Origin of the sequence: Bradyrhizobium sp. cf659, from assembly GCF_900113725.1 — a bacterium.
Lineage (GTDB): Bacteria > Pseudomonadota > Alphaproteobacteria > Rhizobiales > Xanthobacteraceae > Bradyrhizobium.
Genome location: NZ_FOQJ01000002.1, coordinates 400,860 through 413,969 on the forward strand (window position 1 = coordinate 400,860; position 13,110 = coordinate 413,969).

At 64.3% G+C, this 13,110-nt stretch carries 15 protein-coding genes and 1 riboswitch; of the genes, 6 read left to right on the plus strand and 9 right to left on the minus strand.

The annotated features are described in order from the left end of the window. Nucleotides 1–16: 16 nt before the first annotated feature. The 3 genes from BM118_RS11020 to BM118_RS11030 all read left to right on the plus strand — a co-directional run bounded on the left by BM118_RS11020 (nucleotide 17) and on the right by BM118_RS11030 (nucleotide 1,568). On the plus strand, nucleotides 17–652 hold the full coding sequence (locus tag BM118_RS11020) for a DUF4145 domain-containing protein (protein ID WP_092185093.1): 636 nt from the start codon (nucleotides 17–19) through the stop codon (nucleotides 650–652). A 112-nt stretch (nucleotides 653–764) separates the two neighbouring features. Continuing rightward, the gene (locus BM118_RS11025) at nucleotides 765–1,079 is read left to right on the plus strand and encodes a hypothetical protein (RefSeq protein WP_210189043.1); all 315 of its coding nucleotides are present in this window, start codon (nucleotides 765–767) and stop codon (nucleotides 1,077–1,079) included. A gap of 3 nt (nucleotides 1,080–1,082) precedes the next feature. After that, nucleotides 1,083–1,568, plus strand: a complete 486-nt coding sequence (locus tag BM118_RS11030; RefSeq protein WP_092185095.1) for a DUF4262 domain-containing protein — start codon at nucleotides 1,083–1,085, stop codon at nucleotides 1,566–1,568. 96 nt (nucleotides 1,569–1,664) lie between these two features. Here BM118_RS11030 and thiC read toward each other — a convergent pair whose 3' ends face one another. From thiC to BM118_RS11065, 6 genes are all read right to left on the minus strand, one after another. Then, a complete protein-coding gene (thiC, locus tag BM118_RS11035; RefSeq protein ID WP_092185103.1) occupies nucleotides 1,665–3,563 on the minus strand; it encodes a phosphomethylpyrimidine synthase ThiC in 1,899 nt (632 codons plus the stop codon). A 338-nt stretch (nucleotides 3,564–3,901) separates the two neighbouring features. Then, nucleotides 3,902–4,510, minus strand: a complete 609-nt coding sequence (locus tag BM118_RS11040) for a thiamine phosphate synthase (protein ID WP_092185104.1) — start codon at nucleotides 4,508–4,510, stop codon at nucleotides 3,902–3,904. Further along, the gene (locus BM118_RS11045; protein WP_092185105.1) at nucleotides 4,497–5,279 is read right to left on the minus strand and encodes a thiazole synthase; all 783 of its coding nucleotides are present in this window, start codon (nucleotides 5,277–5,279) and stop codon (nucleotides 4,497–4,499) included. The genes BM118_RS11040 and BM118_RS11045 overlap by 14 nt, the downstream gene beginning before the upstream one ends. A gap of 197 nt (nucleotides 5,280–5,476) precedes the next feature. Continuing rightward, nucleotides 5,477–5,674: a sulfur carrier protein ThiS gene (gene thiS, locus BM118_RS11055; protein ID WP_014492903.1), complete on the minus strand. Its 198-nt coding sequence runs from the start codon at nucleotides 5,672–5,674 to the stop codon at nucleotides 5,477–5,479. 7 nt (nucleotides 5,675–5,681) lie between these two features. Continuing rightward, nucleotides 5,682–6,692 (minus strand): FAD-dependent oxidoreductase, encoded by a 1,011-nt coding sequence (locus tag BM118_RS11060; RefSeq protein ID WP_092185107.1) that lies wholly within the window; start codon nucleotides 6,690–6,692, stop codon nucleotides 5,682–5,684. Then, a riboswitch (TPP riboswitch) is annotated at nucleotides 6,681–6,808 on the minus strand. Its footprint overlaps the gene before it by 12 nt. Before the next feature lie 199 nt (nucleotides 6,809–7,007). Beyond that, a complete protein-coding gene (locus BM118_RS11065; RefSeq protein ID WP_092185108.1) occupies nucleotides 7,008–7,541 on the minus strand; it encodes a lytic transglycosylase domain-containing protein in 534 nt (177 codons plus the stop codon). Between the two features lie 295 nt (nucleotides 7,542–7,836). Between BM118_RS11065 and BM118_RS11070 the strand changes: the two genes are divergently transcribed. Beyond that, nucleotides 7,837–8,082: a hypothetical protein gene (locus tag BM118_RS11070; RefSeq protein WP_177234196.1), complete on the plus strand. Its 246-nt coding sequence runs from the start codon at nucleotides 7,837–7,839 to the stop codon at nucleotides 8,080–8,082. An 8-nt stretch (nucleotides 8,083–8,090) separates the two neighbouring features. Here the strand turns inward: BM118_RS11070 and BM118_RS11075 are convergent, their stop codons facing one another. After that, nucleotides 8,091–9,416, minus strand: a complete 1,326-nt coding sequence (locus BM118_RS11075; RefSeq protein WP_092185110.1) for an ATP-binding protein — start codon at nucleotides 9,414–9,416, stop codon at nucleotides 8,091–8,093. 13 nt (nucleotides 9,417–9,429) lie between these two features. Continuing rightward, entirely contained in the window at nucleotides 9,430–10,185 is a 756-nt protein-coding gene (locus BM118_RS11080; RefSeq protein WP_092185111.1) for a response regulator, read from the minus strand. Nucleotides 10,186–10,365: 180 nt separating this feature from the next. On the opposite strand from BM118_RS11080, the gene BM118_RS11085 reads away from it, so the two are divergent. Both BM118_RS11085 and BM118_RS11090 read left to right on the plus strand, forming a co-directional pair. Beyond that, nucleotides 10,366–10,935, plus strand: coding sequence for a hypothetical protein (locus BM118_RS11085; protein ID WP_177234197.1), 570 nt, complete (start codon nucleotides 10,366–10,368; stop codon nucleotides 10,933–10,935). Between the two features lie 224 nt (nucleotides 10,936–11,159). Then, nucleotides 11,160–11,687 carry a PRC-barrel domain-containing protein gene (locus BM118_RS11090; RefSeq protein WP_092185112.1) on the plus strand — a complete coding sequence of 176 codons (528 nt, stop codon included), beginning with the start codon at nucleotides 11,160–11,162 and terminating at the stop codon, nucleotides 11,685–11,687. A gap of 112 nt (nucleotides 11,688–11,799) precedes the next feature. Here BM118_RS11090 and BM118_RS11095 read toward each other — a convergent pair whose 3' ends face one another. Then, the gene (locus BM118_RS11095) at nucleotides 11,800–13,011 is read right to left on the minus strand and encodes an ABC transporter substrate-binding protein (RefSeq protein WP_092185113.1); all 1,212 of its coding nucleotides are present in this window, start codon (nucleotides 13,009–13,011) and stop codon (nucleotides 11,800–11,802) included. Nucleotides 13,012–13,110: the final 99 nt, after the last annotated feature.

Sequence of the window (13,110 nt, forward strand, 5' to 3'; positions counted from 1 at the left end):
TCAATCTTGAATTGTGATGATCGAATCAACGTATGAAGTTGTAGCAGCCTTAGACCGGGAAAATTTAATGGACTGGAAGCAGTTTCTTGCAAGCGTGATTGGATCGTTGGCGTGGCCAGCGGCGCTTGTTGCGATTGTATTTGTTTTCAAAAATCAGCTCCGACTTTTGATTGTTCACATAAGAAAGATTGGTGCCGCAGGCGTCAATGTCGAGCTTTCTGAAAAAGTCGAAGAAGCCGTTGATGCGGGCGAAGTTGTCCAAGCTGAGAAGGGCGTAGTAGCGCCCGATGTCATTGGCTTGGATCCAACCCTTTTGCAGTTGGCTAAGTCATTTCCCGAGGCTGCGCTGATCCAGTCATTTAAGGAGCTGGAGGCTCTAATTCTCAAGCTTCGCGCAAGAATGCCGGACGATCGTCCGGCCAGGAATTTGTATGAAGTTCTGAAGGCTTTGGAGAAGCAGCAATTTATTCCTCAGAGCGCGATTACTCTTTTTCAGAGCTTGCGCGAAGCGCGAAACGCGGCGGCGCATGGAAAAGGTGAGGAAGCTTTGTCTTCTAGCGAGGCGCTCGATCTTATTCGACAGATTAAGCTCCTGCAGGAAGTTCTGCACCCGGTCCTCGATCAGTTGCCGCCGAAGTCAGCCCGAATCTAGGCTGTCAGCCCAGTTGGCAGTTGTCGATGGCTGTAGGGACGTGAGTTAATCCGCCATCGCTTCGCGGATCGAGCGTAAACTTTGAAAAAGCTATCGGATTGCGGAGGTGTGGATGTCAGACGCGGCAACAAGTCAAGAAATCTGCAGATTGGTGATGCCAATCTCGGCGATTGACGGTTTGTCAGAAGCTCATTGGGCCGAAGGTCTGGCCATTCTGTCCGAGGCCACCGAAGAGGCGGGCTTCATTTCAAATCTCGTTAGTAATGCTGACGACGTGGGAATCATTCAGAAGCGAATTATCCAGAATCTCTATGGCAACCCGATCGTCGTTTGCGACGTGAGGGGAAAGAACCCGAACGTCCCTCACGCTGTTGCTGTAGGTTCGGCAAAGATGCGTGAGGCATGCCTGCCAGCCTCGTCGGGGTAAAGGATGCAAGATCAGTTCGATTGGCCCGAGCCAGAGCACGAAGCAGATAAAGTCATTCTTCGTAATGTCCGTAATCTTGGCTGCCACATTGTCGGCATCCCCGGCGCCAATCCGCCATTTGCATTTTCAATCGGCCTGTATCTGAACTATGGCCACCCCGAGCTCATCATGTTCGGCCAGAGTTCCGAAAATGCGTCGGCCATCATCAACCTCATCCGCGATCGCGTGGCGTCTGGTCAGAAATTCGCCGACGGCGACATTTCCGACGACATGCTGGAGAACGGCTACAAGCTCGGCTTCTTGGAGGTGCCGTTCGCGGCCTATCCCGAGTATCTCGGCACGGCGATCTGGTTCTACTGGAAATCCCGGCTCGCATTCTCCTGTCTCCAGGTCGTCTGGCAGGACGTCGATCACCGTTTCCCCTGGGAAGCGGAATGCTCGTCCGCTGTCATAGGGGAGCAGCCATTGTTGAAGAACAAGGTTTCTTGAAACGACGCTTCGCAAAAAAAGCCGGGCAGTCTGCCCGGCCTTTGATTTTTAGATGGATGCCCGGGTCAAGCCCGGGCACGGCGAGCGGAGGGCTCCTCACAGCACCCGATTGCTCTCCTTCACCTTCTCCGCATCCAGATAAACGCTTGAGCCCATCTCCTTGAACTTCGCGCTCATCTGCTTCATGCCGTCCTCGGCGGTGCCGCTCAAGGACATGCCGATCGAGTTCGGATCGTTCAGCGTCGCGGCGTAGTCCCGCACGTCCTGCGTGATCTTCATCGAGCAGAACTTCGGGCCGCACATCGAGCAGAAATGGGCGACCTTGTGGGCTTCCTTCGGCAGGGTCTCGTCGTGGAAGTTTTTCGCGGTATCAGGGTCGAGGCCGAGGTTGAACTGGTCGCTCCAGCGGAAGTCGAAACGGGCGCGGGAGAGCGCGTCGTCGCGGAGCTGGGCGGCCGGGTGGCCCTTGGCGAGATCGGACGCGTGCGCGGCGATCTTGTAGGTGATGACGCCCACCTTGACGTCGTTGCGGTCGGGCAGGCCGAGATGCTCCTTCGGGGTGACGTAGCAGAGCATGGCGCAGCCGAACCAGCCGATCATGGCCGCGCCAATGCCCGAGGTGATGTGGTCGTAGCCCGGCGCGATGTCGGTGGTCAGCGGTCCAAGCGTGTAGAACGGCGCCTCGCCGCACTCCTTGAGCTGCTTGTCCATGTTGATCTTGATCTTGTGCATCGGCACGTGGCCGGGGCCTTCGATCATGACCTGGCAGCCCTTGTCCCACGCGATCTTGGTCAGTTCGCCGAGCGTCTCCAGTTCGGCGAACTGCGCGCGGTCGTTGGCGTCGGCGATCGAGCCGGGACGCAGGCCGTCGCCGAGCGAGAACGAGACGTCATACTTGCGCATGAGGTCGCAGATCTCGTCGAAATGCGTGTAGAGGAAGCTTTCCTTGTGATGCGCCAGGCACCACTTCGCCATGATCGAGCCGCCTCTAGAGACGATGCCGGTGACGCGGTTGGCGGTGAGGTGGATGTAGGACAGGCGCACGCCGGCGTGGATGGTGAAATAGTCGACGCCCTGCTCGCACTGCTCGATCAGCGTGTCCTTGTAGAGCTCCCAGGTCAGCTTGACCGGATCGCCGTTGCACTTCTCCAGCGCCTGGTAGATCGGCACGGTGCCGATCGGCACCGGCGCGTTGCGCAAAATCCACTCGCGCGTGGTGTGGATGTTGCGGCCGGTCGAGAGATCCATCACGGTGTCGGCGCCCCAGCGGATCGCCCACACCATCTTCTCGACCTCTTCCTCGACCGACGACGTGACGGCCGAGTTGCCGATATTGGCGTTGATCTTGGTCAGGAAGTTGCGGCCGATGATCATCGGCTCGAGTTCTGAGTGGTTGATGTTGCAGGGAATGATGGCGCGGCCGCGCGCGATCTCGGAGCGTACGAACTCCGGGGTGATGAAGGCGGGGACCTCCGCGCCGAAGCTCTCGCCGTCGGCGAGGGCTGCTTCCGCGCGCTCGAGCTGCTCTTTGCGGCCGAGGTTTTCGCGGGCGGCGACGTAGATCATCTCCTTGGTGATGATGCCGGCGCGGGCGAATTCGAGCTGCGTGATCTTGTGGCCGTCGAGGCCGCGCAGCGGCTTGTGATAGGCGCTGAACGCACGCGCGGCCTTGTCGGTGGAGAGGTTGCCATTGTCCTCCGGCTTGACCTGCCGGCCCTCATATTCCTCGACGCCGCCGCGCTCCAGCACCCAGGCCTTGCGGTTGCGCGCGAGGCCGGCGTTGACGTCGATGGTCACGGACGGATCGGTGTAGGGGCCGGAAGTGTCGTACACCGGCAGGTTCGGCTCGCCGGCACCTTCGGACAGGATGATCTCGCGCAGGGGCACGCGCAGGTCGGGCGCGGCATCGGGCGACGCAAAGATCTTGCGCGAGGACGGCAGCGGGCCGGTGGTGACGGCTGGAACGGTCTTGTCGGGGTTGGAGCGGATGTTCATGGGATCCTCCGGTTAATTCGTGGGCGCATTTGTTGATCTCGTCATCCTGAGGTGCGAGGCCTGCGGCGCGAATGCGCCGCTGGGCGAGCCTCGAAGGATGAACGAGCCGGGCCGTCGCCCTTCGAGGGCCGCTGAAGAAGCGGCCACCTCCAGCGACAACGGCTTCGCCGTTGCGCGGGGGTGACGGGATGGAGAGACTTGCTCCGTCATTGCGAGGAGCTCGCGACAAAATTGCGCAGCAATTTTGCGCTGATGCGACGAAGCAATCCAGACTGTCTCCGCGGAAGGATTCTGGATTGCTTCGCTGCGCTCGCAATGACGGGTGGAGGGAGCGTGCATCACGCCGCCTCCGCGGATAGGCCGAGCCATTGCCGCACCCGCGCGTCGGGGTCGGTATTCTGCGTGACGTCGCTGACGACGGCGATGGAATCGGCGCCCGCGGCAAAGATCTCCGCGGCGTGCTCGAACTTGATGCCGCCGATCGCGACCAGCGGGATGGTGCCGATGCGCTTCTTCCATTCCGTGATCTTCGGAATGCCCTGCGGTTCGAAGCGCATCGACTTCAAGGTGGTGAAGAAGATCGGGCCCAGCGCGACATAGTCGGGCTTGGCCGCGAGTGCGGTCGCAAGCTCGGCGTCGTCATGGGTGGAGATGCCGAGGAGAAGGCCGGCCTCGCGGATCGCCTTGAGATCGGCGTCGGCGAGATCCTCCTGGCCGAGATGCAGATACTTTGCGCCGGCGACGATCGCCGCGCGCCAGTAATCGTTCACCACGAGCTTGGCCTGCGTGCCGTTGGTGATGGCGAGCGCGTCGGTGACGATCTGGAGCGCTTCGGCGTCGTTCAGGTCTTTCGCGCGCAGTTGAATCGTGCCGACGCCGAGCTTCGTCAGGCGCTCGACCCAGGCCAGGCTGTCGACGACGGGATAGAAGCGATCAGGATACGGCATGCCAGAACGGGGTCCCAACGACAGGGGTGGAAGGGGAGGCGAAGTCGCGGGCGTTCATCAGCCCGGCCTCAAAGGCAGTGCGGCCGGCCTCGACGCCGAGGCGGAAGGCGTTGGCCATGGCGACGGGATCGGCGGCCTTGGCAATGGCGGTGTTGAGCAGCACGGCGTCGTAGCCGAGCTCGAGCGCCTGCGCGGCGTGGCTCGGCGCCCCCAAGCCGGCGTCGACCACCAGCGTGATGTCGGGCAGCCGCTCGCGCAGCAGCCTGAGCGCATCGCGGTTGGTGATGCCCTTGGCGCTGCCGATCGGAGCTGCCCACGGCATCACCACCTTGCAGCCGGCATCGACCAGGCGGTTCGCGACCGAGAGATCCTCGGTGCAATAGGGGAACACCTCAAAACCGTCCTTGATCAGGATGGCGGCGGCTTCAACGAGGCCGACGACGTCGGGCTGCAGCGTGTCGTTGTCGGCGATCACTTCCAGCTTGATCCAGCTCGTGCCGAACAATTCGCGCGCGAGCTTTGCGGTGGTCACCGCCTCGCGCACGCTGCGGCAGCCGGCGGTGTTCGGCAGCACGGTGACGTCGAGCTCGCGGATCAGATTCCAGAACGCATCCCCGGTCTTGCCGCCGGCGGATTCGCGGCGCAGCGACACCGTGACGATGTTCGAGCCCGCGGCGCGGATCGCCGCCTGCATGATCGCCGGCGAGGGATAGAGCGCGCTGCCGATCAGCAGGCGCGAGGCGAAGGACTTGCCGTAGAAGGTCACCATGTCGGTGTTTCCTCAAATTCGGTCGGCTCCCTCGCCCCGCTTGCGGGGAGAGGGTTGGGGTGAGGGGGAGCCTCCGCGGGGACGGTGAGAGCTGGACTCGCGGAGAGTCCCCCTCACCCGGAATTTGCTTTGCAAATTCCGGCCTCTCCCCGCAGGCGGGGAGAGGCGAAGGAAAGCAGCGATGGCATTCATCTCCCTCACCCTCCCTGCCGCGGTGTGATGATCTCGATCTCGTCGCCGGCCTTCAGCGCGGTCTCGGCCCAGCGGCTCTTCGGCACGACGTCGTAGTTGAGCGCGATCGCGAAATGGGTGCCTTCGTAGTCGAGCTCGCTGAGCAGCGCGTCCACGCTGGCCGAGTTCACCTCGCGCTGCTCACCGTTGACGATCACAAGCATTGCACGATCACCCGCATTGCATCACCTCATTGTCGATCTGGCCGCGCTGGACGTATTGCAACGTCAGCTCGGCGAGCGCCGGCGCGATCAGGAAGCCGTGGCGGTAGAGCCCGTTGACGGTGATCTTGCCGCCGCGAATGCCGATGCGCGGCAGATTGTCGGGGAAGGCGGGGCGAAGGCCCGAGCCGAACTCGACGATGCGCGCCTCGCCGAAAGCCGGGTGCACCGTATAGGCCGCCCCCAGCAGCTCCAGCGCCGAGCGCACGCTGACGCCGGTGTCCTCGGCCTCGATCGAGGTCGCACCCAGCATGAACAGATTGTCCTCGCGCGGAATCACGTAGAGCGGCCAGCGCGGATGGATCAGCCGCACCGGGCGCGCCAACTGCACCTCGCTGGTCTCGATCAGGATCATCTCGCCCTTGACGCCGCGCAAGTCAGGTTGCTCGTCGCGTGCGGAGAGGCCGCGGCAGTCGATCACGATGCCGTCGAGATCGGCGGCGCTGACGTCGCTGTCGAACTTGATGGTGCCGCCGGCGGCGCGGATGCGCTCATGCAGCTTCGGCAGCACGCGGCGCGGCTCGACATGGCCCTCGGCCGGGAAGAACAGCGCGTCGCGGAAGCGGCCTTCCAGCGACGGCTCGAGCTCGGCAAGGCCGGCGGCATCGAGCCGGCGGTGCTGTTCGGTCATCCGGGCAAAGCGTTCGAAATCGTTGCGCTCGCGCGGATGGGCGACGACGAGGGAACCGTTGAAGGGCGTGTCAGGCAGCTCGCGCCGCCAGATGTCGAGGGAGCGCTGGCCGAGCCGGCTGATGATGGGTTCGGCGACCTCGGCCTCGCAATAGGGCGCCAGCATGCCGCCGGCCCAATGGCTGGTGGAATCGGCCATGGTGGCGTCACCGCGCTCGTGGAGCGTGACGGCGTGGCCGGCCTGCGCGAACAAAAGCGCCTGCCAGGCGCCCGCAATGCCTGCGCCGATGATGGATACCGCGGAATCCGGTCGCTTGGTCGTCTGTAACATCCCTGTCCCTTCGCCGGCATGACCCGGATCAGGTTCAAAGGGTCACCGCGGTCCTGGGCGGATTTGCCCATTTAGCGGTATCTCAGCTCCTCCTCGGAGCACCCCTCGGAACGGCGCTAATGTATGTCAGTGGGGCGGGGTGGTCAACGTATGTTGCCGGGAACCCCACCGCTCGTGCCCCGGACGCAGCGCAGCGCGCCGCCCTTCGCGGCGTGGTGCGCTGCTGAGCCGGGGCCCATCTTTCTTTGCGTGAGGCGCTGGGTCCCGGCTCTGCGCAGCAGCGTTTCACGCTGCAGCGCGTCCGGGACACGAGAGCTACTTCGGCGCCTGCGCCCGTGCATTTCGCACGCGCTGGGCCAGCTTCTTATGCGGCGCGGTGCCGAACATCGGCTGCGGATTGCCGTTCGGCTCCAGCCAGGTGTCGCTCATGTTGGCGACCTGCACGGCCTCCTGGCGCTGCCGCTTTGCAACGTAGTAATAGCCGCCCGCGAAATAACGCACGGCTCGGGCGTGGTCGCCATTGGCGGCGCGATAGGCGCCGGCGAGGTATTTGACCGCGTAGGTGAGGTTGGTGTTGGGATCGCGCAGGCCGGCGGCATCGCCGGTGTAGCCGACCCCGCGGGCGGTCGCGAGCTTGATCTGCATCAGGCCGATCGTGCCGCCACGGCCGACGAGGCCGGGCTGATAGCGGCTTTCGCGCATGATGACGCGATGCACCAGCGCCTCCGGCACGCCGTTGGCGCGGGCATGGGCCGCGACCATCTCGGCGTACTCGGCTTGGCCCGCGAATGCGGCCTGCGGCGACACCAGTCCGGCCGCGACGAACACGGCAACGCGTAAAATTTTCATCGGATATTCCTGACGTCCCTGAGCGGCCTGCGCCCGGCCGCCATTATTGTTTGAGCATGATCTATTCGGAAAACCGCGGTGCGCTTTTCCGGATCACGCTTTAGGACTCCCGAACGCGGCGATGATGTGACCAAACGCCGCCGCCGGCGATTTTGCGGCGCCGAGCCGCTGTTACGACGCAATGCTGCCGTAGGGGTTGCTCAGGTGGAAAACCTCAGCTCGCGACAGCGAGCCTGTCTATTCGCGCGCAGACGCGAAAGCGAGCATGAAAACGCTGCAAATCGGGAGAGGTGCCATGACAAAAACCAACATGGCCAACGCGGACTTTGTCAACGCGGACTTGGCCAAGGCACATTTCGGCGACATCCCCAGACAGAATCCCTGTGCTCAATGCGGCACGCCGATCCCGCGGCCCGACTGGATCGAGCCGGGCGAGGGGCGCATCTCCTATCTCTGGACCTGCCGCGCCTGCAACTATCACTTCGAGGCGGTGGCGATCTTCGACGAGGCGGCTGTCGAGCATCCGCCGCTCGCGGCTTAGGCTGCGATCTACGCCGCGAGCCGCGGCTCCTGCCAGACCGGCAACTCCATCCGCACGATCAGCCCGTGCGGCTCGCGGTCGTGCAGCGACAGCGTCCCGCCATGGGCGACCGCGATCGCGTGCGCGATCGACAGGCCGAGGCCGAAGCCGGTGGACTCGTCCATGGTGCGCGCATCGTCGCCGCGCGCGAACGGCTCCAGCATCTCCTGCTTGCGTGCATCGGAAATGCCGGGGCCGTCGTCCTCGACGTCGATGACGAGCCTGGTGCCCGATATGTCGAGGCGGATCGTGACCTCGGCGCCGAAGCGCACGGCGTTCTCGACGAGATTGGTGACGCCGCGATGCAGATCGTCGGGACGCGCGGCGGCGGTTGCCGAAGCGGGGCCGTCATAATGCACGACATGGCCCATGTCGCCGAACTGGTCGGCAATGAGCTGGAGCGTGCTGGCGATGTCGACCAGCGTCACCGCCTCGATCTTGCGGTCGTTGCGCAGGAGCGACAGCACGGATTCCAGCATCGAGCGCATCTGGTCGAGATCCATCAGCATGCGCTTGCGGTTGACCTCGTCCTCGATGAACTCGGCGCGCAGGCGCAGCCGCGTGATCGGCGTGCGCAGATCGTGGCTGATCGCCGCCAGCATCCTGGTGCGGTCCGACATCAGCCGCGCGATCCGCTCATGCATGCGGTTGAGCGCGCGCGCCACCGAGCGGATTTCCTCCGGGCCGCGCTCGGGCAGCGGATCGGCTTCGCCGTCCAGGCTGAAATTCTCGGCGGCTGCGGCGAAGGACGACAGCGGCGCGGCCAGCGCGCGCGCCGCCCACAGGCCGAGCACGGTGACGCAGATGAAGGTGGTCATCAGCGCCGTCAGCCACGGTGCGCCCCAGAACCACGGCCGCAGGCCGCCATCGACGCGGCCGGCGATCACGCTGCCGTCGGGCAACTCGACGCCGACGCGGTGCGCGGTGTCGTCGGCGGCGAGCTGCACCACCTTGTAGCCGCGCCCGAGATGACGGCGCATTCCGCGCAGGTGCTGGCTGTCGCTCTCCTCGACAATGGCCGCCGTGCCCGGCGCGTGCATCTCGATGCCGAGCTTGGGGAAGGCGCGGGCGAGGTCGGCGACGAGGCGCGGCCGCTCGCCGGCCTCGGCCGAGCCGAGCAGCAGCGCGGCATCGGTCAATTGATGGGCGCCGTCCGGCGGCGTGTCCGGGCGGTCCGGCCGGCTGATCAGGAAGGCGGCGGTGACGACGAGATGGAGCGCGACGGTGGAAGCCAGCACCAGCGCGGCGATCTGCCCGCCGATCCCCTTGAGGTGGAAAAACCTGAACGGCTTCATCGTCGACGCCCCCTCAGTTGCCCAGGGAGGCCGCGACCGCTTCAGTGCTTGCTGCTTCAGTTCTCGGCGTGAACAGATAGCCGCCGGAGCGCACCGTCTTGATGATGGTCGGATCCTGCGGATTGGGCTCGATCTTGCGGCGGATGCGGCTGACCAGCACGTCGATGGAGCGTTCGAACGAGCCGGTGTTGCGGCCCTGCGTGAGGTCGAGCAGGCTGTCGCGCGACAGCACGCGGCCGGGCCGCTCGCAGAACGTCCTGAGCAGATCGAACTCGGCGCTGGTCACCGCGACGCGGGCGCCTTCCGGATTGCGCAGCTCGCGCAGGCGCAGGTCGATGCGCCAGCCCTCGAAGGCGAGCGTGCTCGCGCCTTCGATCGAACTCGCCGCCTGGGCTGCGGCCTGGCGGCGCAACACCGCGTTGATGCGGGCGAGCAGCTCGCGCGGGTTGAAGGGCTTTGGCAGATAGTCGTCCGCGCCCATCTCGAGGCCGACGATACGGTCGACGTCCTCGCCGCGCGCGGTCAGCATGATGATCGGCGTCTGCGTCTCCGCGCGCACCTTGCGGCAGAGGCTCAGGCCGTCCTCGCCCGGCAGCATGACGTCGAGGATGATGAGGTCCACGCGATGATCGGTCATGGCGCGCGACATCTCGCGGCCATCGCTCACGGCGGTGACGTTGCAGGCGTTGTTGCGCAGGTACTTCGCAATCAACGTCCGCGTTTCGCGGTCGTCCTCGACGACCAGGATGTTGGGATTGGGAATGGCCATGCGCTTTGTTTGTCCAAGATTCGGGCCAAAAGGCGAAGATTTTTGTTTCAGATTGTTTCTGCGGGTCCTGCCGCAATACCAGGACACACCCGGGCAGTGGAGCGGCAAGGTCTCGTTAAGGCCGTTAACCATACCGTGGCGCGGTCAGACAAGAAACCCCGCAAAATCCACGGAGCCATCATGACCTCGATTTCGGCGGCCTCCGCCGGTACCTATCAGTCGCCGCTACAGCGGCTGCAGCAGGAATTGCAATCGGAAGTTTCCGCCGGCACGATCTCGTCGTCGGACCAGTCCGCGCTCTCGACCGCGCTGACCGACATCGACACGGCGCTCCAGCAGAGCCGCTCGAGCGACCAGTCGAGCGGCACGCGTCCCTCCAAGGACGACATGCAGTCGAAGATCGACGACCTCATCTCCAACGAGGTGTCGAACGGGACGCTGACCTCGGAGCAGGCCGAAGAGCTCAAGGGCGTGTTTCAGTCCGCCTTCGCGAGCGGTCCCGGTGGCGCGGGCGGAGCCGGTGGCGCAGGCGGGCCGCCGCCCGGTCCGTCGCCGGACGACAGTTCTTCGGATTCGTCCTCCACGGACTCCACCAGCAGCACGTCGAGCGATACGACGACGGCGGAGATTCTCCAGCAGTTCCTCCAGGCGCTTCAGCAGTCGCAATCGTCGGCGTCGTCGTACGGTGCCAACGGCAGCTCGTCCGGCAACTCGGACTTCTCCGCACTCCTGATCGACTACAAGAGCTGACCTGAGCGACGCAGGTCGGCGCATTCCCCGCCACGCTCGTGCTTCTCCCAGGGCGCATGATCGTCGGCGGGGAACTGTGCATCCGGAAACGTTCCTGCGCGACTTGAGGAACTTTCACCGCAACGCAGCGCCACGGTTATGCGACGAAATCGCCGCAGCTGAGGAACTGCGCGTGATCGGCGCTGTTTTCTCCATAAGAGTTTTTGCTGAAGGAGAGGACAACAATGCTGATGAAATCAATCGCCGCCGGCCTTGCCGGCACCGCGCTGCTTGCGACAGTTGCGTTTGCGCAATCGCCGACCGCCACCACCGACAAGGCGCCGACTGCGGCTGCCACCACCACGACGACCACGACTGCGTCGGGTGAATGGCGCGCCTCGAAGATGGCGGGCCTGAAGATCTACAACGAAGCCAACGAGAACATCGGCTCGATCAACGATCTGCTGATGGACAAGAGCGGCGCCATCAAGATCGCCGTGGTCGGCGTCGGCGGCTTCCTCGGCATGGGCGAGCATCTGGTTGCCGTGCCCTATGACAAGTTGAAGTTCGTCAATGAGGCCGTTGCCTATACCGGCGCCAGCACGAATCCGAGCGCCAAGCCGGGTGCGACCACCACGACCGGCGCTGCGACCGGCACCGACAAGGCCGCGACGACCGCGACGGCCGCGTCGAAGTGGTATCCGGACCATGCCGTGTTCAACGCGACCAAGGACGAACTGAAGAACATGCCCGAGTTCAAGTACTCGGAGTGATGCGGCTCGCGTGACCATTTGAACGAAGCGCGCCCGGTTTTCACCGGGCGCGCTGTCGTGCTCCTTTTTCAACTTGCTCCGCTTGCGGGCAGAGGGAAGAGGGAGAACAAACTCAGTGCGTCACCAGCGGGCAGCCGCCCTTGTCGAGCGGGCGGAACGCCTCGTCGCCGGGCACGGTGGCGATCAGCTTGTAGAGGTCCCACTCGCCCTTGGACGCCTCGGGCTTCTTGACCTCGAACAGATACATGTCGTGGACCATGCGGCCGTCGATGCGGATCTTGCCGTTCTTGGCGAAGAAATCGTTGACCGGCGTTGAGCGCATCTGTGCCATCACCTTCGGCGCCTCGTCGGTCTTGATGGCGTCGATCGCCTTCAGATAGTGCATGGTCGCCGAATAGAGACCGGCCTGGATCATGGTCGGCATGTGCCCGACCTTCTCGTTGAAGCGCCGCGAGAAGGCGCGCGTCTCCTCGTTCATGTCCCAGTAGAACGCGTCGGTGACGATCAGGCCCTGCGTCGCCTTGATACCGAGCGAATGCGTGTCGGTGATCTCCTGCAGGAGCGCGATCATCTTCTGCCCGCCCTGCGTCAGGCCGAACTCGGAGGCCTGCTTCAGCGCGTTGGTGGTGTCGCCGCCGGCGTTGGCCAGCGCGACCACCTTGGCCTTGGAGGCCTGGGCCTGGAGCAGAAAGGAGGAGAAGTCCGACGAGTTGAGCGGATGACGGACCTCGCCGAGCACCTTGCCGCCGCTCTCCTTGACGACGTTGGCGGCGTCGCGCTGCAGCGCCATGCCGAAGGCGTAGTCGGCGGTGACGAAGAACCAGCTGTCCTCGCCGCGCTTCACCATCGCCTTGCCGGCGACGTTCGACAGCGCATAGGTATCGTAGGTCCAGTGCACCGTGTTGGGCGAGCAGGCAACGCCGGTGATGTCGGACGATCCGCCGCCGGAATTGATGTTGATCCTGTTCTTCTCGCGCGTCAGCGCCGAGATCGGCAGCGCGACCGATGAGGTCGGCACGTCGAAGATCGCGTCGACCTTGTCGTTGTCGTACCAGTTGCGGGCGATGTTGACGCCGACGTCGGGCTTGTTCTGGTGGTCGGCGGCGACCACCTGGACCGGCTTGCCGGCGACCTGGGCGCCGTAATCGGCGACCGCCATCTCGACGGCGGCGAGCGAGCCCTTGCCGGTCGCGTCCGCATAGAGGCTCGACATGTCCGTGAGCACGCCGATCTTGACGACGTCATCGGAAATCTGCGCTTGGGCGGCGCCCGACGTGGCGGCGAGGGCGAGGCCGGCCGCGACGGCGGCGATGAGTTTTTGCATGTTGTTTCTCCCTGTGTGTTGTTGTTCGGGCGTTGTTTGCAGGGACCGTTGTAGCGACAATCGGTGTTCGCAGTTAAGCCAAAGATGCGTGAGGAGGGT

What these genes read in the sequence shown, in the direction of transcription:
- BM118_RS11070 (WP_177234196.1), top strand. Translation starts at nt 7,837, where the DNA reads ATGACAAAAACCAACATGGCCAACGCGGACTTTGTCAACGCGGACTTG.
- BM118_RS11095 (WP_092185113.1), bottom strand. Translation starts at nt 13,011, where the DNA reads ATGCAAAAACTCATCGCCGCCGTCGCGGCCGGCCTCGCCCTCGCCGCC.
- BM118_RS11025 (WP_210189043.1), top strand. Translation starts at nt 765, where the DNA reads ATGTCAGACGCGGCAACAAGTCAAGAAATCTGCAGATTGGTGATGCCA.
- BM118_RS11075 (WP_092185110.1), bottom strand. Translation starts at nt 9,416, where the DNA reads ATGAAGCCGTTCAGGTTTTTCCACCTCAAGGGGATCGGCGGGCAGATC.
- BM118_RS11090 (WP_092185112.1), top strand. Translation starts at nt 11,160, where the DNA reads ATGCTGATGAAATCAATCGCCGCCGGCCTTGCCGGCACCGCGCTGCTT.
- BM118_RS11045 (WP_092185105.1), bottom strand. Translation starts at nt 5,279, where the DNA reads ATGGTGACCTTCTACGGCAAGTCCTTCGCCTCGCGCCTGCTGATCGGC.
- BM118_RS11040 (WP_092185104.1), bottom strand. Translation starts at nt 4,510, where the DNA reads ATGCCGTATCCTGATCGCTTCTATCCCGTCGTCGACAGCCTGGCCTGG.
- BM118_RS11060 (WP_092185107.1), bottom strand. Translation starts at nt 6,692, where the DNA reads ATGTTACAGACGACCAAGCGACCGGATTCCGCGGTATCCATCATCGGC.
- BM118_RS11085 (WP_177234197.1), top strand. Translation starts at nt 10,366, where the DNA reads ATGACCTCGATTTCGGCGGCCTCCGCCGGTACCTATCAGTCGCCGCTA.
- BM118_RS11080 (WP_092185111.1), bottom strand. Translation starts at nt 10,185, where the DNA reads ATGGCCATTCCCAATCCCAACATCCTGGTCGTCGAGGACGACCGCGAA.
- thiC (WP_092185103.1), bottom strand. Translation starts at nt 3,563, where the DNA reads ATGAACATCCGCTCCAACCCCGACAAGACCGTTCCAGCCGTCACCACC.
- thiS (WP_014492903.1), bottom strand. Translation starts at nt 5,674, where the DNA reads ATGCTTGTGATCGTCAACGGTGAGCAGCGCGAGGTGAACTCGGCCAGC.
- BM118_RS11065 (WP_092185108.1), bottom strand. Translation starts at nt 7,541, where the DNA reads ATGAAAATTTTACGCGTTGCCGTGTTCGTCGCGGCCGGACTGGTGTCG.
- BM118_RS11030 (WP_092185095.1), top strand. Translation starts at nt 1,083, where the DNA reads ATGCAAGATCAGTTCGATTGGCCCGAGCCAGAGCACGAAGCAGATAAA.
- BM118_RS11020 (WP_092185093.1), top strand. Translation starts at nt 17, where the DNA reads ATGATCGAATCAACGTATGAAGTTGTAGCAGCCTTAGACCGGGAAAAT.